The sequence below is a fragment of the Streptomyces pratensis genome, from assembly GCF_037137275.1.
Classification (GTDB): Bacteria; Actinomycetota; Actinomycetes; order Streptomycetales; family Streptomycetaceae; genus Streptomyces; species Streptomyces pratensis_B.
The window spans coordinates 90,813-105,310 of record NZ_JBBBEN010000092.1 but is presented as its reverse complement, the minus strand read 5'-3'; the positions used below and the strand labels follow the sequence as shown (position 1 = coordinate 105,310).

Annotated in this window: 14 protein-coding genes; 11 read left to right on the top strand and 3 right to left on the bottom strand. The window is 72.2% G+C overall.

All coding sequences use genetic code 11. The annotated features are described in order from the left end of the window. The first annotated feature begins 94 nt into the window (after window positions 1-94). The 9 genes from V9U70_RS17380 to V9U70_RS17340 all read left to right on the top strand — a co-directional run bounded on the left by V9U70_RS17380 (window position 95) and on the right by V9U70_RS17340 (window position 8,858). Window positions 95-1,324: a lactonase family protein gene (locus V9U70_RS17380; protein ID WP_336676271.1), complete on the top strand. Its 1,230-nt coding sequence runs from the start codon at window positions 95-97 to the stop codon at window positions 1,322-1,324. 110 nt (window positions 1,325-1,434) lie between these two features. After that, a complete protein-coding gene (locus V9U70_RS17375) occupies window positions 1,435-1,686 on the top strand; it encodes a YkoF family thiamine-binding protein (protein WP_336676270.1) in 252 nt (83 codons plus the stop codon). Window positions 1,687-1,760: 74 nt separating this feature from the next. Continuing rightward, entirely contained in the window at window positions 1,761-2,081 is a 321-nt protein-coding gene (locus tag V9U70_RS17370) for a helix-turn-helix domain-containing protein (RefSeq protein WP_336676832.1), read from the top strand. Window positions 2,082-2,236: 155 nt separating this feature from the next. Then, window positions 2,237-2,803: a 2-oxo-4-hydroxy-4-carboxy-5-ureidoimidazoline decarboxylase gene (gene uraD, locus V9U70_RS17365; RefSeq protein WP_336676269.1), complete on the top strand. Its 567-nt coding sequence runs from the start codon at window positions 2,237-2,239 to the stop codon at window positions 2,801-2,803. A 20-nt stretch (window positions 2,804-2,823) separates the two neighbouring features. Continuing rightward, window positions 2,824-3,210: a hydroxyisourate hydrolase gene (gene uraH, locus V9U70_RS17360; RefSeq protein ID WP_336676268.1), complete on the top strand. Its 387-nt coding sequence runs from the start codon at window positions 2,824-2,826 to the stop codon at window positions 3,208-3,210. A 7-nt stretch (window positions 3,211-3,217) separates the two neighbouring features. After that, a complete protein-coding gene (pucL, locus tag V9U70_RS17355; RefSeq protein WP_336676266.1) occupies window positions 3,218-4,150 on the top strand; it encodes a factor-independent urate hydroxylase in 933 nt (310 codons plus the stop codon). Between the two features lie 65 nt (window positions 4,151-4,215). Next, on the top strand, window positions 4,216-5,646 hold the full coding sequence (locus tag V9U70_RS17350) for a nucleobase:cation symporter-2 family protein (protein ID WP_336676264.1): 1,431 nt from the start codon (window positions 4,216-4,218) through the stop codon (window positions 5,644-5,646). Between the two features lie 45 nt (window positions 5,647-5,691). Continuing rightward, window positions 5,692-7,080 (top strand): 8-oxoguanine deaminase, encoded by a 1,389-nt coding sequence (locus tag V9U70_RS17345; RefSeq protein WP_336676263.1) that lies wholly within the window; start codon window positions 5,692-5,694, stop codon window positions 7,078-7,080. Window positions 7,081-7,406: 326 nt separating this feature from the next. Further along, entirely contained in the window at window positions 7,407-8,858 is a 1,452-nt protein-coding gene (locus tag V9U70_RS17340) for a nucleobase:cation symporter-2 family protein (protein ID WP_336676262.1), read from the top strand. A gap of 193 nt (window positions 8,859-9,051) precedes the next feature. Here the strand turns inward: V9U70_RS17340 and V9U70_RS17335 are convergent, their stop codons facing one another. After that, window positions 9,052-9,873 carry a chitosanase gene (locus V9U70_RS17335; RefSeq protein WP_336676260.1) on the bottom strand — a complete coding sequence of 274 codons (822 nt, stop codon included), beginning with the start codon at window positions 9,871-9,873 and terminating at the stop codon, window positions 9,052-9,054. 65 nt (window positions 9,874-9,938) lie between these two features. Between V9U70_RS17335 and V9U70_RS17330 the strand changes: the two genes are divergently transcribed. Further along, entirely contained in the window at window positions 9,939-10,622 is a 684-nt protein-coding gene (locus V9U70_RS17330; protein WP_336676259.1) for an alpha/beta fold hydrolase, read from the top strand. Window positions 10,623-10,789: 167 nt separating this feature from the next. On the opposite strand, the gene V9U70_RS17325 is transcribed toward V9U70_RS17330, so the two are convergent. Continuing rightward, window positions 10,790-11,407: a TIGR03086 family metal-binding protein gene (locus V9U70_RS17325; protein ID WP_336676258.1), complete on the bottom strand. Its 618-nt coding sequence runs from the start codon at window positions 11,405-11,407 to the stop codon at window positions 10,790-10,792. 179 nt (window positions 11,408-11,586) lie between these two features. On the opposite strand from V9U70_RS17325, the gene V9U70_RS17320 reads away from it, so the two are divergent. Continuing rightward, on the top strand, window positions 11,587-12,579 hold the full coding sequence (locus tag V9U70_RS17320) for a fibronectin type III domain-containing protein (RefSeq protein WP_336676256.1): 993 nt from the start codon (window positions 11,587-11,589) through the stop codon (window positions 12,577-12,579). A 144-nt stretch (window positions 12,580-12,723) separates the two neighbouring features. On the opposite strand, the gene aceB is transcribed toward V9U70_RS17320, so the two are convergent. Then, entirely contained in the window at window positions 12,724-14,343 is a 1,620-nt protein-coding gene (gene aceB / locus V9U70_RS17315; RefSeq protein WP_336676254.1) for a malate synthase A, read from the bottom strand. Window positions 14,344-14,498 lie beyond the last annotated feature (155 nt).

Here is a 14,498-nt window from a genome sequence, read left to right as displayed (position 1 = left end):
CAACTCCTGTTGCACCTCTTGCCCGGCGCGCTGGGGGCGCGTCAGGGTGGTGGACCCGTCACGAGCAGTCGCCCCCCCCCACGAGGTGCCTCGCATGAAACCTGCCCCCACGCCCGTCTCCGCCCCGGCCCCCGCCCCGGACCGCGCCCCCGCCCGCCCCGGCCGCCGGAGCCTCGTCCAGGGGATGCTGGCGGGAGCCGCCCTGGCCGCGGCCCCCGCCCTGGCCGCTCCCGCCCGCGCCGCGACCCGCCCGTCGCCCGCCTCCGCCCCGCGCGGCTGCCCGCGCGCCACCCGCCCCCTGCTGCTCGGCACGTACACCTCGGCTCAGGGAGGCGGCACGGGGATCGGCACCGCCGCGTACGACACCGGCACCGGGGCCATCACCCCCGGCCCCGTGATCACCGGCGTCGAGAACCCCTCCTACCTGGCCCTGCACCCCTCCGGCGCCACGGTCTACGCGGTCGCCGAGCAGGAGGCGGGCGCGGTCACGGCCGTGGCCCTCGCGCCGGACGGCGGGTACGAGGTGCTCGGCAGCCGCTCCACCGGAGGTTCCGGCGCCACCCATCTCTCCGTCCACCCTTCCGGGCGCTGGCTGCTGAGCGCGAACTACACCTCCGGCAGCGTCGCGGTCCACCCGATCGGCGACGACGGCTCCCTGGGGGAGCGCAGCGACCTGGTCGCGCACACCTCGCCGCCGCCCGGTCCCGGCCAGGGCGGGCCGCACGCCCACCAGATCATGACCGCCCCCGACGGCGGCCACGTCCTCGCCGTCGACCTCGGCACCGACACCGTGTACACCTACCGGCTGGACGAGTCCGCCGGCACGCTCACGGAGGCCTCCCGTGCCGTGCTGAAGCCCGGGTCGGGCCCCCGCCACCTCACCTTCCATCCCGGCGGGCGCTTCGCCTACCTGGCCTGCGAACTCGACGCCACCACCGTCGTCTGCGCCTGGGACCCCGTCTCCGGCGTCCTCACCCCGGGGCCGGGTCGGCCCGCGGGCACGGGGCCCGGCACGAGCTACCCCGCCCAGCTGGCGGTCACCGGCGACGGAGCGTACGCCTATCTGGCCAACCGGGGCCCCGACAGCCTCACCCGCTATGCCGTGGAGGACGACGGGGCGGCCCTGCGACTGCTGGACACCGTGCCCGTCGGCGGGTCGTGGCCCCGCCATCTCGCCCTCTCCCCCGACGGCTCGCTGCTCTTCACCGCCAACCAGCGCTCCTCGACCGTCAGCGTCTTCCGGGTGGGCCGTGACGGCTCCCTGACCGCGAAGGGCAGGCCGTTTCCGGCGCCGGTGGCGGTCTGCGTCCTGCCACTGCCGTGAGCGCCGCCACCGCGCCCCGCTCGCCCCGGACCGGAGCCCGCCCCAGCGGTTACAGTCGTGGCCGAGCGGCGGGAGCACCTGCCCGCGGCGAAGCAGACCAGGGAGGCACCGTGCGCTTGAGGGTGGAATTCACCACCGAGCCCTTCGATCTCGACGAGGCGCCCGCACACGCGGTGGTGGCCCGCGAGGTCATCCAGAACGCCCGGCTCGACGCCGTCGACGTCGGCCCGTTCGGCAACACCGCCGAAGGGGGCGGGGACGAGGTGCTCACCGCCGTGGACGCCCTGCTGCGCAGGGCCCTGGCCTCGGGCGCCACCAGGGTGTCGCTCCAGGTCAACGTGGTCGAGGGGGACGCCGCGTGACCCGACCCGCCGAACCGCCCCCGACGGCCGTCGGCCATCCGCTCGTCACCGCTGTCAAGCCGCTCGTCGACGCGATGGGCGCGGAGCTGCTGGGGCCGCAGGAGGCGGAGCCGGACGACGTGGTGCTGGCCTGGGAGGGTGTGGACGTCATAGCCGTGCGCCTGCCCCAGCTGTCCGAGTCGCTGGACCACATTCTCGCCGCGATGGAGAGACGGCACGGGATGCCGCTCCGCGACCTGGACCGCCGTACCAAGCAGTCCGTCGTCCGGACCCTGGAGGCACGCGGTGCCTTCTCCGTACGGCACGGGGTGGAGACGGTGGCGAGCGCTCTGGGCGTCTCCCGGTTCACGGTCTACAACTACCTCAACAGAGAACACGGTTCCAAGCCCGAGTAGTTGGCCGAAGCCACAGGGAAGCCGCCGTCCGCATGCCGGGACGGCGGCTTTCTTCGCGCACCAGATTTCAACAAACTGTTGACGTCGTGTTGTGGAGGGCGTTAGCTATCCGCAGCCCGAACAACGCACAGCGAAAAACAGCCACGGAGGCTCCCGTGACGTCGAGCTTCACACCGGGCCTCACCCGGTTCAACACCCTGGCGGACGGCGAGGCCACTTCCGCACTGCACGAGGTGTGTGCCAGCGCGGCATGGGGAGACACCCTCCTCGCCGGGCGTCCGTACGCCACAGAAGAAGCCCTGCTCTCCGCGAGCGACGCCGCCATGGCCGGCCTCACCGCGGCGGACCTGGCAGAAGCGATGGCCGGCCACCCGCCCATCGGCCGCCCGAAGCCCGGCGACCCGACCTCCTCCCGCGAACAGCGGGGCATGGCCCAAGCCTCCGAGGAGCTCAAGGCCGAGATGCTCGAACTGAACCTGGCCTACCAGGAGCGGTTCGGACACGTCTTCCTCATCTGCGCCACCGGAGCCACCGGCGAGCAGATGCGCGACGCGGTGAAGTCCCGGATCGGGAACTCGCCCGAGCAGGAGCGGGAGGTCGTGCGCACCGAACTGGGCAGGATCAACCGCATCCGGCTGACCCGTCTCGTACGGGAGGTCCTGCTGCCGGAAGCCTCCCCCCGGGGAGCCCCCGCACAGGACTCTCCCGCACAGGACTCTTGAGAACGAGGAGAGTGACGGTCTTGAGTACCGACACGACCGCATCGGTGTCCACCCACATCCTGGACACCAGTCTCGGCCGCCCCGCCGCGTCCGTCGCCGTCTCGCTCGCCGCCCGCAGCGGCGGCGCGCCGTACGTGACGCTCGGCGCCTCGGCGACCGACGCGGACGGGCGTTGCAAGGACCTGCCGGCACTGCCGGAGGGCACCACCCACGTGCGTCTCGCGTTCGACACCGAGACGTACTTTTCCCAGAAGCAAGCCGAGGCGCAGCAGGACGCCCCCCGCGTAAGGGACAGCGGCGCGTTCTTCCCGGAAGTGACGATCGCGTTCGCGGTCGTCCCGGGCGAGCACTATCACGTACCGCTGCTGCTCAACCCGTTCGGCTACTCCGTTTACCGAGGGAGCTAGCACCGACATGCCCACGATTCTCGGCCAGAACCAGTACGGCAAAGCAGAGAACCGCGTCGTGAAGATCACGCGGGACGGCGACACCCACCACATCAAGGACCTGAACGTCTCGGTCGCCCTGTCCGGCGACATGGACGACGTGCACTACTCCGGCTCCAACGCCAACGTCCTGCCGACCGACACCACCAAGAACACGGTGTACGCGTTCGCCAAGGAACACGGGATCGAGTCCGCCGAGCAGTTCGGCATCCACCTCGCCCGGCACTTCGTCTCCTCGCAGGAGCCCATCCACCGGGCCCGCATCCGCATCGAGGAGTACGCCTGGGAGCGCATCGCGACCTCGGACGGCAATTCCCGGTTCATCGGGGCCGACGACGTCAAGCACTCCTTCGTCCGCAAGGGGCAGGAGACCCGCGTCACCCAGATCACCTACGACGGTGGGAGCTGGGAGGTCGTCTCGGGCCTCAAGGACCTGACGGTGATGAACTCGACCAACTCCGAGTTCTGGGGATACGTCAAGGACCGGTACACCACCCTGAAGGAGGCGTACGACCGCATCCTGGCCACGGACGTCTCCGCGAGGTGGCGGTACAACTGGACCAGCGACGAGCAGCGGATGCCCAACTGGGAGAAGTCCTACGAGCAGGCACGCAAGCACATGCTCCAGGCCTTCGCCGAGACGTACTCCCTCTCGCTCCAGCAGACCCTGTACCAGATGGGTTCGCGCATCATCAACAGCCGGAGCGAGATCGACGAGATCCGCTTCTCGCTGCCGAACAACCACCACTTCCTGGTGGACCTCGAACCGTTCGGCCTGAAGAACGACACCGCCGACGGGGCCGTCTACTTCGCGGCGGACCGTCCCTACGGTCTGATCGAGGCCACCGTGCTCCGGGACGGCGTCGAGCCGAAGATCCCGGTCGACATGACCAACCTCTGACGCGGCACTGAACCGGCCCCCGTCCGCCGACGGGCGGGGGCCGGTCATCCCGGAGGGAACACCCCATGGCACAGCCAGCAACGGGGCCGGCTACAGGCCCGAGCACCTCCCCACCGGACCCGGCCGGCATGGAAGTCCGACCGACGAAGACCCCCCGGACGACCGTGCATCCGGTCGACGAGAAGCTTCCTTGCGCGCGGCTCGCCCCCGCCGCGCTCCAGCACATCGCCGCCATGTACGCGGGCGTCGTCACCCCTCCGCTCATCATCGGCCAGGCCGTGGGCCTGGACGCCGCGGGCATGACCCGGCTCATCGCGGCGAGCCTCCTGATCGCCGGACTCGCCACCCTCGTCCAGACCATCGGCCTCGGCCCCTTCGCCGGCAACCGGCTCCCGTTCGTCAACGCCGCCTCGTCCGCCGGCATCGCGCCGATGCTCGCCATCGCCGAGACCAGCGCACCCGGGCACCAACTTCCCGCCATCTACGGGGCGGTGCTCGTCGCCGGAGCCTTCTGCCTCACCGTCGGCCCGTTCTTCGGCAGGCTGCTGCGCTTCTTCCCACCGCTCGTCACCGGCGTGGTCATCACCCTCATCGGCGTCACCCTCATGCCGGTCCCGGTCGCCTGGGCCCAGGGAGGCGATGCCACGGCCCACGACTTCGGCGCGATGAAGTACCTCGCACTGGCCGCCTTCACCCTCGTCGTGATCCTGCTCATCCAGCGCTTCGGCCGCGGCTTCGTCCGACAAGTCGCGCTGCTGATGGGCATGTTCGTCGGCACACTGGCCGCGATACCGTTCGGACTCGCCGACTTCACCGCGCTGAGGTCCGCACCGCTCGCCGCGCTGCCGACCCCCTTCGCCTTCGGCGCGCCGGAGTTCCAGCCCGCCGCGATCCTCTCCCTCTGCATCGTCATGCTCGTCCTGATGACGGAGTCCTCTGCCGGCATGCTCGCCCTCGGCGAGATCTGCGAACGCCGAGCCGACGGCCGCACCATCACGCGAGGCCTGCGCACCGACGGCATCGCCACCCTCCTGGGACCCGTCTTCGGCGGATTCCCCACCAGCGCCTTCGCCCAGAACGTGGGCGTCGTCACGCTGACCCGGGTGCGCAGCCGTTACGTCGTCGCGGCCGCGGGCGGCGCGCTGCTGGTCCTGGGGGCCTTCCCGGTCCTCGGTGCGATCGTCTCGCTCGTGCCGATGCCCGTCCTCGGCGGCGCCGGCATCGTCCTGTTCGGCTCCATCGCGGTCAGCGGCATCCGTACGCTCTCCGAAGCCGGCCTGGACGACAGCTCCAACATCATCCTGGTCGCGGTCGCGCTCGGCGCGGGCATCATCCCGCTCGCCGCCCCCGCCTTCTACGCCGGGTTCCCGGCCTGGGCGCAGACCGTCCTCGGTTCCGGAATCAGTGCGGGGGCACTCGTCGCGGTCGTCCTCAACCTGTTCTTCCACCACCTCGGCACCCACGGCCGCAGCGCTGTGGCACTCAAATCCTCCTAGGGTCCTGCCGTGCCCACATCGCCACAGAGAGAAGAAGGAAGCACCATGGCAGCTTCGGCAGACCCTCAGCGCATCGTCATAGAGAACTGTTCGATCGCCACCGTCGACGCCCACGACACGGAGTACGCCTCCGGGCACATCGTCGTCGCGGGCAACCGCATCGAGTCCGTCGGCGCCGGCCAGGCGCCGGAGGGCCTCACCGGAGTCGTCCGGCGCATCGACGCCACCGGCCACCTCGCGACACCGGGCCTGGTCAACACCCACCACCACTTCTACCAGTGGATCACCCGCGGGCTTGCCACCGACCACAACCTCTTCAACTGGCTGGTCGCCCTCTACCCCACCTGGGCGCGCATCGACGAGCCGATGGCCCGGGCCGCGGCGCAGGGTTCGCTCGCCATGATGGCCCGCGGCGGCGTCACCACCGCCATGGACCACCACTACGTCTACCCGCGGGGCTCCGGCGACCTGTCCGGCGCGATCATCGGCGCCGCCCGTGAGACGGGCGTACGGTTCACCCTGGCCCGCGGCTCCATGGACCGCAGCGAAAAGGACGGCGGCCTGCCCCCGGACTTCGCCGTCGAGACCCTGGAAGGCGCGCTCGCCGCCACCGAGGCCACCATCGACGCCCACCACGACGCCTCCTTCGACGCGATGACGCAGGTCGCCGTGGCGCCCTGCTCACCGTTCTCGGTCTCCACCGAACTGATGCGCCAGGGGGCCGAGCTGGCACGCCGCAAGGGCGTGCGGCTGCACACCCACGGCTCGGAGACGGTGGAGGAGGAGCAGTTCTGCAAGGAACTGTTCGGGATGGGCCCCACCCAGTACTTCGAGTCCACCGGCTGGCTCGGCGAGGACGTGTGGATGGCGCACTGCGTCCACATGAACGACTCCGACATCGCCGCCTTCGCCCGCACGGGCACCGGCGTCGCGCACTGCCCGTCCTCCAACGCCCGCCTGGCCGCCGGCATCGCCCGGGTGCCCGACATGCTCGCCGCCGGCGTCCCCGTCGGCCTCGGCGTGGACGGCACCGCCTCCAACGAGTCCGGGGAGCTGCACACCGAGCTGCGCAACGCGCTGCTCATCAACCGGCTCGGCGCCCACCGCGAGGCGGCCCTGAACGCCCGGCAGGCCCTGCGCCTGGGCACCTTCGGCGGCGCCCGGGTCCTGGGGCGCGCCGACCAGATCGGCTCCCTGGAAGCCGGCAAGCTCGCCGACCTCGTCCTGTGGAAGCTGGACACCCTGGCCCACTCCTCGATCGCGGACCCGGTGACCGCCCTCGTCTTCGGCGCGGCCGCCCCGGTGACCCTGTCCCTCGTCGACGGCCAACCGGTCGTCGAGGAGAGCCGCCTCACCACGGTGGACGAGGACGCCGTCGCCCGCGTCACCCGGGACGAGGCCCGCCGCCTCGCCCGGATCGCCGCCGGGGCCTGACCCCGGCGGAACCCCGACCGGCCGGCCGAGGGGGACGGCCCTCGACCGGCCGCCGTGGACCCGAGCGGGGTCCGCGGCAGCCGGTCCGGCGGCCGCGCGCCTCAGGGCGCGCGGCCACCGGACCGGTGACACCTCCTGCCCGCACGCATCCCCACCGCACCCCGTGCCCCGTCAGTCCCGTGCCGCTGTGCCCCCATGCGTCACCGCACCGCTCGCACCACCTGCACCACCTGCACCACCTGAGAGAGCCGCACCATCGCACTCCTACGCACCACCTCCCTGACACCCGCGTCGACGACGACGCGTAACCGACCGGAGGAACCGCCGTGGCCGCCAAGCCCAGGTTTCAGAACGACGCAGAAGCAGCCGCCGACGCCGGCGCAGACGCGGGAGCCGACCGGAAACACCCGGTCGACGAGACCCTCCCCCCACTGAGGATGTTCACCAGCGGCCTCCAGCACGTGGCCGCGATGTACGCGGGCGTGGTGGCCCCGCCGCTCATCGTGGGGCCGGCCGTCGGCCTCACCGCCAAGGAGACCGCCTTCCTGATGGGGGCGAGCCTGTTCACCGCGGGGATAGCCACCCTGCTCCAGACCATCGGCTTCTGGCGGGTCGGCGCCCGGCTGCCCTTCGTCAACGGCGTCTCGTTCGCCGGGGTGGCCCCGATGATCGCGATAGGCAAGGACCGGGGCCATGACGGCATCGCGGTGATCTTCGGCGCGATCATCGTGGCGAGCGTGCTCGGTTTCGTCCTCGCCCCGTACTTCTGCAAACTGGTCCGCTTCTTCCCGCCGGTCGTCACCGGCACCGTCATCACGCTGATCGGAGTCTCGCTGCTGCCGGTCGCCTTCAACTGGTCCCAGGGCGGCGACGCGGCGGCGGAGGACTACGGGTCGACGACCAACATCGCCATGGCCGCCGTCACCCTGGTGATCGTGCTGGCCCTGCGCAAACTGCTGCGTGGTTTCCTCCAGCAGATCGCGATCCTGCTCGGCCTGGTCGTCGGCACCCTGATCGCCGTCCCGGCCGGCATCACAGACTTCGGCGCCATCAAGGACGCCGACGTGGTGGGCTTCCCGACGCCGTTCGCCTTCGGCGGCCCGCAGTTCGAGATCGCGGCCATCATCTCCATGTGCATCGTGATGCTGGTCTGCATGACCGAGTCCACGGCGGACATGCTGGCCCTCGGCAAGATCGTCGGCCGCCCGGCGGATGAGAAGGTCATCGAGGGCGGGCTGCGGGCCGACACCCTGGGCAGCGCCATCAGCCCCGTCTTCAACGGCTTCATGTGCAGCGCCTTCGCCCAGAACGTCGGCCTCGTCGCCATGACGAAGATCCGCAGCCGCTTCGTCGTCGCGGCGGGCGGCGTGATCCTCATCGTGCTCGGCCTGGTCCCGGTCGCGGCATCCGTGATCGCCCTCGTGCCGCTGCCGGTGCTCGGCGGCGCGGGCATCGTCCTGTTCGGGACGGTCGCGGCCAGCGGCATCCAGACCCTGGCCACCGCCGCGCTGGAGAAGGGGGAGAACGCCTTGATCGTGGCCGCGGCCGTCGGCATCGGCCTGATCCCGATCGCCGCGCCGCAGTTCTACCACGCCTTCCCCGAGGACCTGCTGGTCGTCCTGGACTCGGGCATCTCCACCGGCTGTGTGGTGGCGATCGTGCTGAACCTCGCCTTCAACCACCTGGGCCGCGGGCCGGACGCGGAGGACAGGGAGGGCACGGGCGGCCGCGACGGCGAGCACGTGGTCCCGGCCGCCGCCGGGGTGGGCGTCCACTGACCGCCCGACGCGCCCGCCCGGAGCCGCCGGCGCCCCGGCGGCCCGGATGCCCGCCGCATCCGGGCCGCCTGCCGCCGCCGGCCGCGTCCCGGTCCGGAGATCCGGGCGGGGCCGGACCGGCGCGTGCCGCCTCCGGGTCCGGGACGAGGTCCTCCCGCGCACGCGGGCGACGGCCCTGTGGCAGTGCTCCTGCTCAGCCCTCGTCGATGCGGTAGCCGTCGCCGTACACCCGCCACCGCAACGGCGTCTCCAGTTGGAACTTCCCCTCCCGTACGAAGACGCGCTGGGCCGTCTCCACCCGGCTGGTGTCGGCGTGCGCGGGCTCCTGGACCATCGCGGCGACCCGGGCGTCGAGGAACGCGTCGAGATACCTCCGCTCGTCCCCGCCCCCCGCGGGCGTCCGGGCCGCAGCCAGCGCCTGGCGGCGTATCGTGCGGAAACCGAGAGTGCCCTCGGCGTCCTGCGCGCCGTGCATCACATACGCGTCGTAGTAGACGAACTGGCCGAGCGCGCCGAGCCCGTCCTTCTTCGCCTGCCGCACCGCCGGGTCGAAGTACCCCGCGTCTCGCTCCGCGTCCTGCGCCGCCCGGAAGGCCGGATCGTTCGCGGCCCTCGCCCAGGCCCGGGCGAACGGTGGGCCGAGCCCCGTGTGGGCGTCGCTGCCCTCCACCGCCCGCAGCGCCGGCAGGAACCGCTCCAGCGGGTTGCCGGGACGTGCCTTCGCGTACCGCTCCACCACCGCGGTCATGTCCCCGGTGCCGGAGCAGAACCCGATGATGCCCGCCGTGTAGCCCCGCCCGTCCCCGATGTCCTCGATGTACGGGTACTGCGCCTCCCAGTCCAGGGAGGAGTTCTCCGCGCTGGAGACGAGTTGCAGGGCGATCCGCTTCTTCGCCGGGTCGTCCAGGGAGACGGCCGGGGCGTCGGAGGCGGACCCGGAGCAGCCGGTCAGAGCGGCGGCCGAGAGGAGCGCGGCGGCGAGGGGCGGGCGCAGGGCGCGGGCGAGGTGCTTCACCCGCCCAGCCTGCCAGGCCGGGGCCCGGCGGCCGACGGGGCCCCGGCGGCTGTAGCGTCAGGGGCATGGAAGATCAGTCAGTTGTGGATGTCGGCGATGTGCGCCTCGCGTACCGGACCTGGGGCGACTCGTACGGCTCGCCCGTCGTGCTGCTGCACGGCCTGGGCGGTTCGGCCGCCGACTGGGAGGCGGCCGCCCTCCTGCTGGGGCGGGAATGGCGGGTCTTCGCCCTCGACCTGCGCGGCCACGGGGGGAGCGACTGGCCCGACGCGTACGGTCCGGAGCTGATGGTCGAGGACGTCGTGGGCTTTCTCGACGAACTGGAACTGGACCGGGTCGGTCTCGTCGGCCACGGCATGGGCGGCGTCGTCGCCCGGCTGCTGGCGCAGGAGCACTCCGACCGGGTGGAGCGGCTGGTGCTGGTGGAGACCCCGGCGCCGTTCCCCGGCGACCCCGGGCCGGCGGGGCGCCCGGAGGGGCCGGTGGACTACGACGAGAACGCGGTGCCCGCCGTACGGGCCCACCTCGCCGACCCCGGGCCGGACGCCGCAGAGGGCCTCGGGGAGATCGTCGCCCCGACGATGATCATCACCGGCGGCCCGGAGAGCACGATGCCGCAGGACCGGCAGGCCGACACGGCCTCCCTGATCCCGGACTGCCGACTGATCACGGTCCCGGGCGGCCACCGGATGCACGAGACCCGGGCCGACCAGGTGGCCGCGCACATCACGGAGTTCTTCACCAGCTGAGGCCGAGGCCGATACGGACCCGCGGCAGGCGGTCTCGGCCGACGCCCGGAGGCGCACGACGGCCGCGGACCGCTCCGGCCGAGGGGCGGGGGCCGGGGGGCCGGGCCGGCCGGGCGTGGGGGAGCGGACCGGGGCGGCCCGCGTCGCGCCCGCCCCGGCCCCGCCGCTCAGCTCTCCGGCCGCCAGTCCGGACGGCGGCCGCTCAGGGCGATCACCCGGTCCAGCAGCGGGGCGTCGTCGGGGACCGGGACCGGCGGGCCGAAGGGGCTCTCCTCCTGCGGGCCGTCGTCGGCCGCGGTCAGCAGGGCCTCGCACGACCGCAGCTCGGCCTCGCCGACCGCGTACGGCTGGCCGGTCGCACGGGCCAGGTCCCAGCCGTGCACGACGAGTTCGTTCAGCGCGACGGCCCCGGCCACCTCGCCGGGCAACTCCACCCCGCCCGCTCTGGTCGGCCCGGACCAGGCGGCGGGGGAGCGCCAGGCCGCCGCCAGCTCCTCCAGTCGGCGGGGCAGTTCCGCGCGCCAGCCGTCGTCGAGGACGGGGAGTGCGGCGTCCGGGGAGTCGGCGGTGCTCGCCCCGAGATCCTTGCGGGCCGCGTCACGGAAGGCCGTGGCCAGCCCGGCCGTGTGGCCCAGCAGCTCCCGCACGGCGTAGTCCGGGCAAGGGGTGCGGCCGGCCAGCCGGTCGTCGTCGACGGCGTCGAGCAGGCCCGCGACGCGCCGGGCGGCCGGCCCCAGGTCGAGCACGGGGGACGGAGCGGGCTTCCGAGTGCTGTTTGTGTCCATACAGGGCGGACTCCCGCGCCGCCGGGAACTCATCGCTCCGACGGGTCCCTCGGCGTCAGAGGTCCTCGCCCCGCGTCCCGAGGGACGACACACACCGGCATATAGCGGAAGGTTACCGGCCCGCCTCTTGTCGGCAGCCCCCACGCCATGTCATACAGGTCTGGACCATTGCTGTCCGGATGGAAGGCACTCCCGTGCAACGCCCCCACATGTCTGCCGCGTTGGCCTGTTCCGCCGCTCTGCTCCTCGCCTCCCTCACCGCGTGCGGCGGCACGGCCGACGCCGACACCCGGCGCCCCAGCACCCCGAAGGGCGTGACCGCGCAGGCCAGCAGCTCCACCTCGGTGCACGTCATGTGGGAGCCCGCCACCGACGACAAGGCCATCGCCGGATACGAGGTCTACCGAGAGAAGACCAAGGTCAAGAGCGTTCCGGCGACGAAGCGCATGATCGATGTCAGCGGCTTGAAGGCCTCGACGGACTACACCTTCTCGGTCCGGGCCAAGGACACCGCGGGAAACCTCTCCGAGCCCAGCACCGTCGTGCCGGTCACCACCCGGGCCACCCCGCCCGACGACGACGAGCCGCCCACCGCCCCCTCGCGGCTGAAAGGCGCTGCCGACGGAAGCCGCGCGGCCACCCTCACCTGGGGCGCGGCCAAGGACGACGTGGGCGTCACCTCGTACGACATCTACCAGGAGGACTCCCGCATCCACAGCGTTCCGGCCGACGAGACCACGGCGAGGCTGACAGGTCTGCGCCCGGGGACCGTCTACACCTTCACCGTGCGCGCCCGGGACGCCTCCGACAAGTCCTCGCCCGACAGCAACGCCGTCGATCTCACCACCGCACCGGCCCCCGGCGCCCCCGCGAGCACCGCTCCCACCGGCCTGCGCGCCGACATCGGCAAGGAGGGCGCCGAGTTCACCGTCGACCTGTCCTGGGACCAGCCCGAGACGGGCGGCGCGATCCCCGCCTACCAGCTGTACCTGAACGGCAAGCTGACCACCACCATCGTCTGGGGCGGCCCGCCCCCCGAGGGCCGGGCCTCCTACCGGCTGAATCTGGCCGACCCGCCCGGCACCCGCTACTCGGTGAAGCTCCGGGCGAAGCTGCCGGACGGCAAGTGGGGCGACTTCTCGGCCCAGCCGACGATCGTCCTGGCCGACTGACTCCCGGCGGGCGCTGTTTTGCAGGCGCGCCCCGAGGAGCGGCCAGCGGGGAGGGGACGGCGAGCGCACGCACGGCTCCGCCCCCGGCGCGGTGCGGCGCCGGGGGCGGGGCTCGGTTCGCGCCGGTCGGCGCCGTCGCTCGGGTCAGCGCAGCTGTTCGTACGCGGGCAGAGTCAGGAAGTCCGCGTAGTCCTGGTCCAGGGAGACCTGGAGCAGGAGGTCGTGGGCCTGCTGCCACGACCCGGCGGCGAAGGCCTCCTCGCCGACCTCCGCGCGGATCGCGGCCAGCTCCTCGGCGGCGACCGCGCGGGCCAGGTCCGCGGTGGCGTGCTCGCCGTTGTCGAACACCACGTCCGCGTTGATCCACTGCCAGATCTGGGAGCGGGAGATCTCGGCGGTGGCCGCGTCCTCCATCAGGTTGAAGATGGCGACCGCGCCGAGGCCGCGCAGCCACGCCTCGATGTAGCGGATGCCGACCGCCACGGCGTTGCGCAGACCGTCGTAGGTGGGTTTGGCGTCGAGGGTGTCGATCGCGATCAGGTCTCCCGCCGCGACCGAGACGTCCTCGCGGAGGCGGTCCTTCTGGTGGGGCTTCTCGCCCAGGACCGCGTCGAAGGAGGCCAGGGCGATCGGGACGAGGTCGGGGTGGGCGACCCAGGAGCCGTCGAAGCCGTCGTGCGCCTCGCGGTCCTTGTCGGCCTTGACCTTCTCGAAGGCGACCTTGTTGACCTCGGCGTCGCGGCGGGAGGGGATGAACGCCGCCATGCCGCCGATCGCGTGCGCGCCCCGCTTGTGGCAGGTGCGGACGAGGAGTTCGGTGTAGGCCCGCATGAACGGGGCGGTCATCGTCACCGCGTTGCGATCCGGCAGGACGAACTTGGACCCGCCGTCACGGAAGTTCTTGACGATGGAGAAGAGGTAGTCCCAGCGGCCGGCGTTCAGCCCCGAGGCGTGGTCGCGCAGCTCGTAGAGGATCTCCTCCATCTCGTACGCCGCGGTGATCGTCTCGATGAGGACCGTCGCGCGGACCGTGCCCCGGGGAATGCCGACGTAGTCCTGCGCGAAGACGAAGACGTCGTTCCAGAGGCGGGCCTCCAGGTGCGACTCCGTCTTCGGCAGGTAGAAGTACGGGCCCTTGCCGAGCTCGATCAGACGCTCGGCGTTGTGGAAGAAGTAGAGGCCGAAATCGACGAGCGCTCCGGGCACCGGGGCGCCGTCCACCTGGAGGTGGCGCTCCTCCAGGTGCCAGCCGCGCGGGCGCATGACGACGGTGGCGAGTTCGTCGGCGGCCTTGAGCGCGTACGACTTGCCGGAGCGCGGGTCGGTGAAGTCGATGCGCCGCTCGTAGGCGTCGGTCAGGTTGAGCTGGCCGAGGACGACGTTCTCCCAGGTGGGAGCGGAGGCGTCCTCGAAGTCGGCGAGCCAGACCCTGGCGCCCGAGTTCAGGGCGTTGATGGTCATCTTGCGGTCGGTGGGGCCGGTGATCTCCACCCGGCGGTCATCGAGCGCCGCCGGGGCTGGCGCGACCTTCCAGGAGTCGTCCGCGCGGATCGCCGCCGTCTCGGGCAGGAAGTCCAGCGTGGAGGTGCGGGCGATCTCGGCGCGGCGCTCACCGCGCCGGGCGAGCAGCTCATTGCGGCGCGGGGTGAACTGCCGGTGCAGCTCGGCCACGAACGCGAGGGCCGCGTCGGTCAGGACCTCTTCCTGCCGGGGCAGGGGCTCGGCATCGACGATGGCCAGCGTGGACGGCGCTGGTGCGGACATGAGCTGTCACTCCTTCAGCGGGCGGCGGCGTCGCAGGGCCGCCGGGACGCCTGACACGGCACGGCGTGCCATGGCTCCGAGATACGGCCGTGGATGCCGCCTGAGGTTCAGAGGGCTTCTGACCAGTGGATAGTAGTTTCCTCATGGTGGAAGTT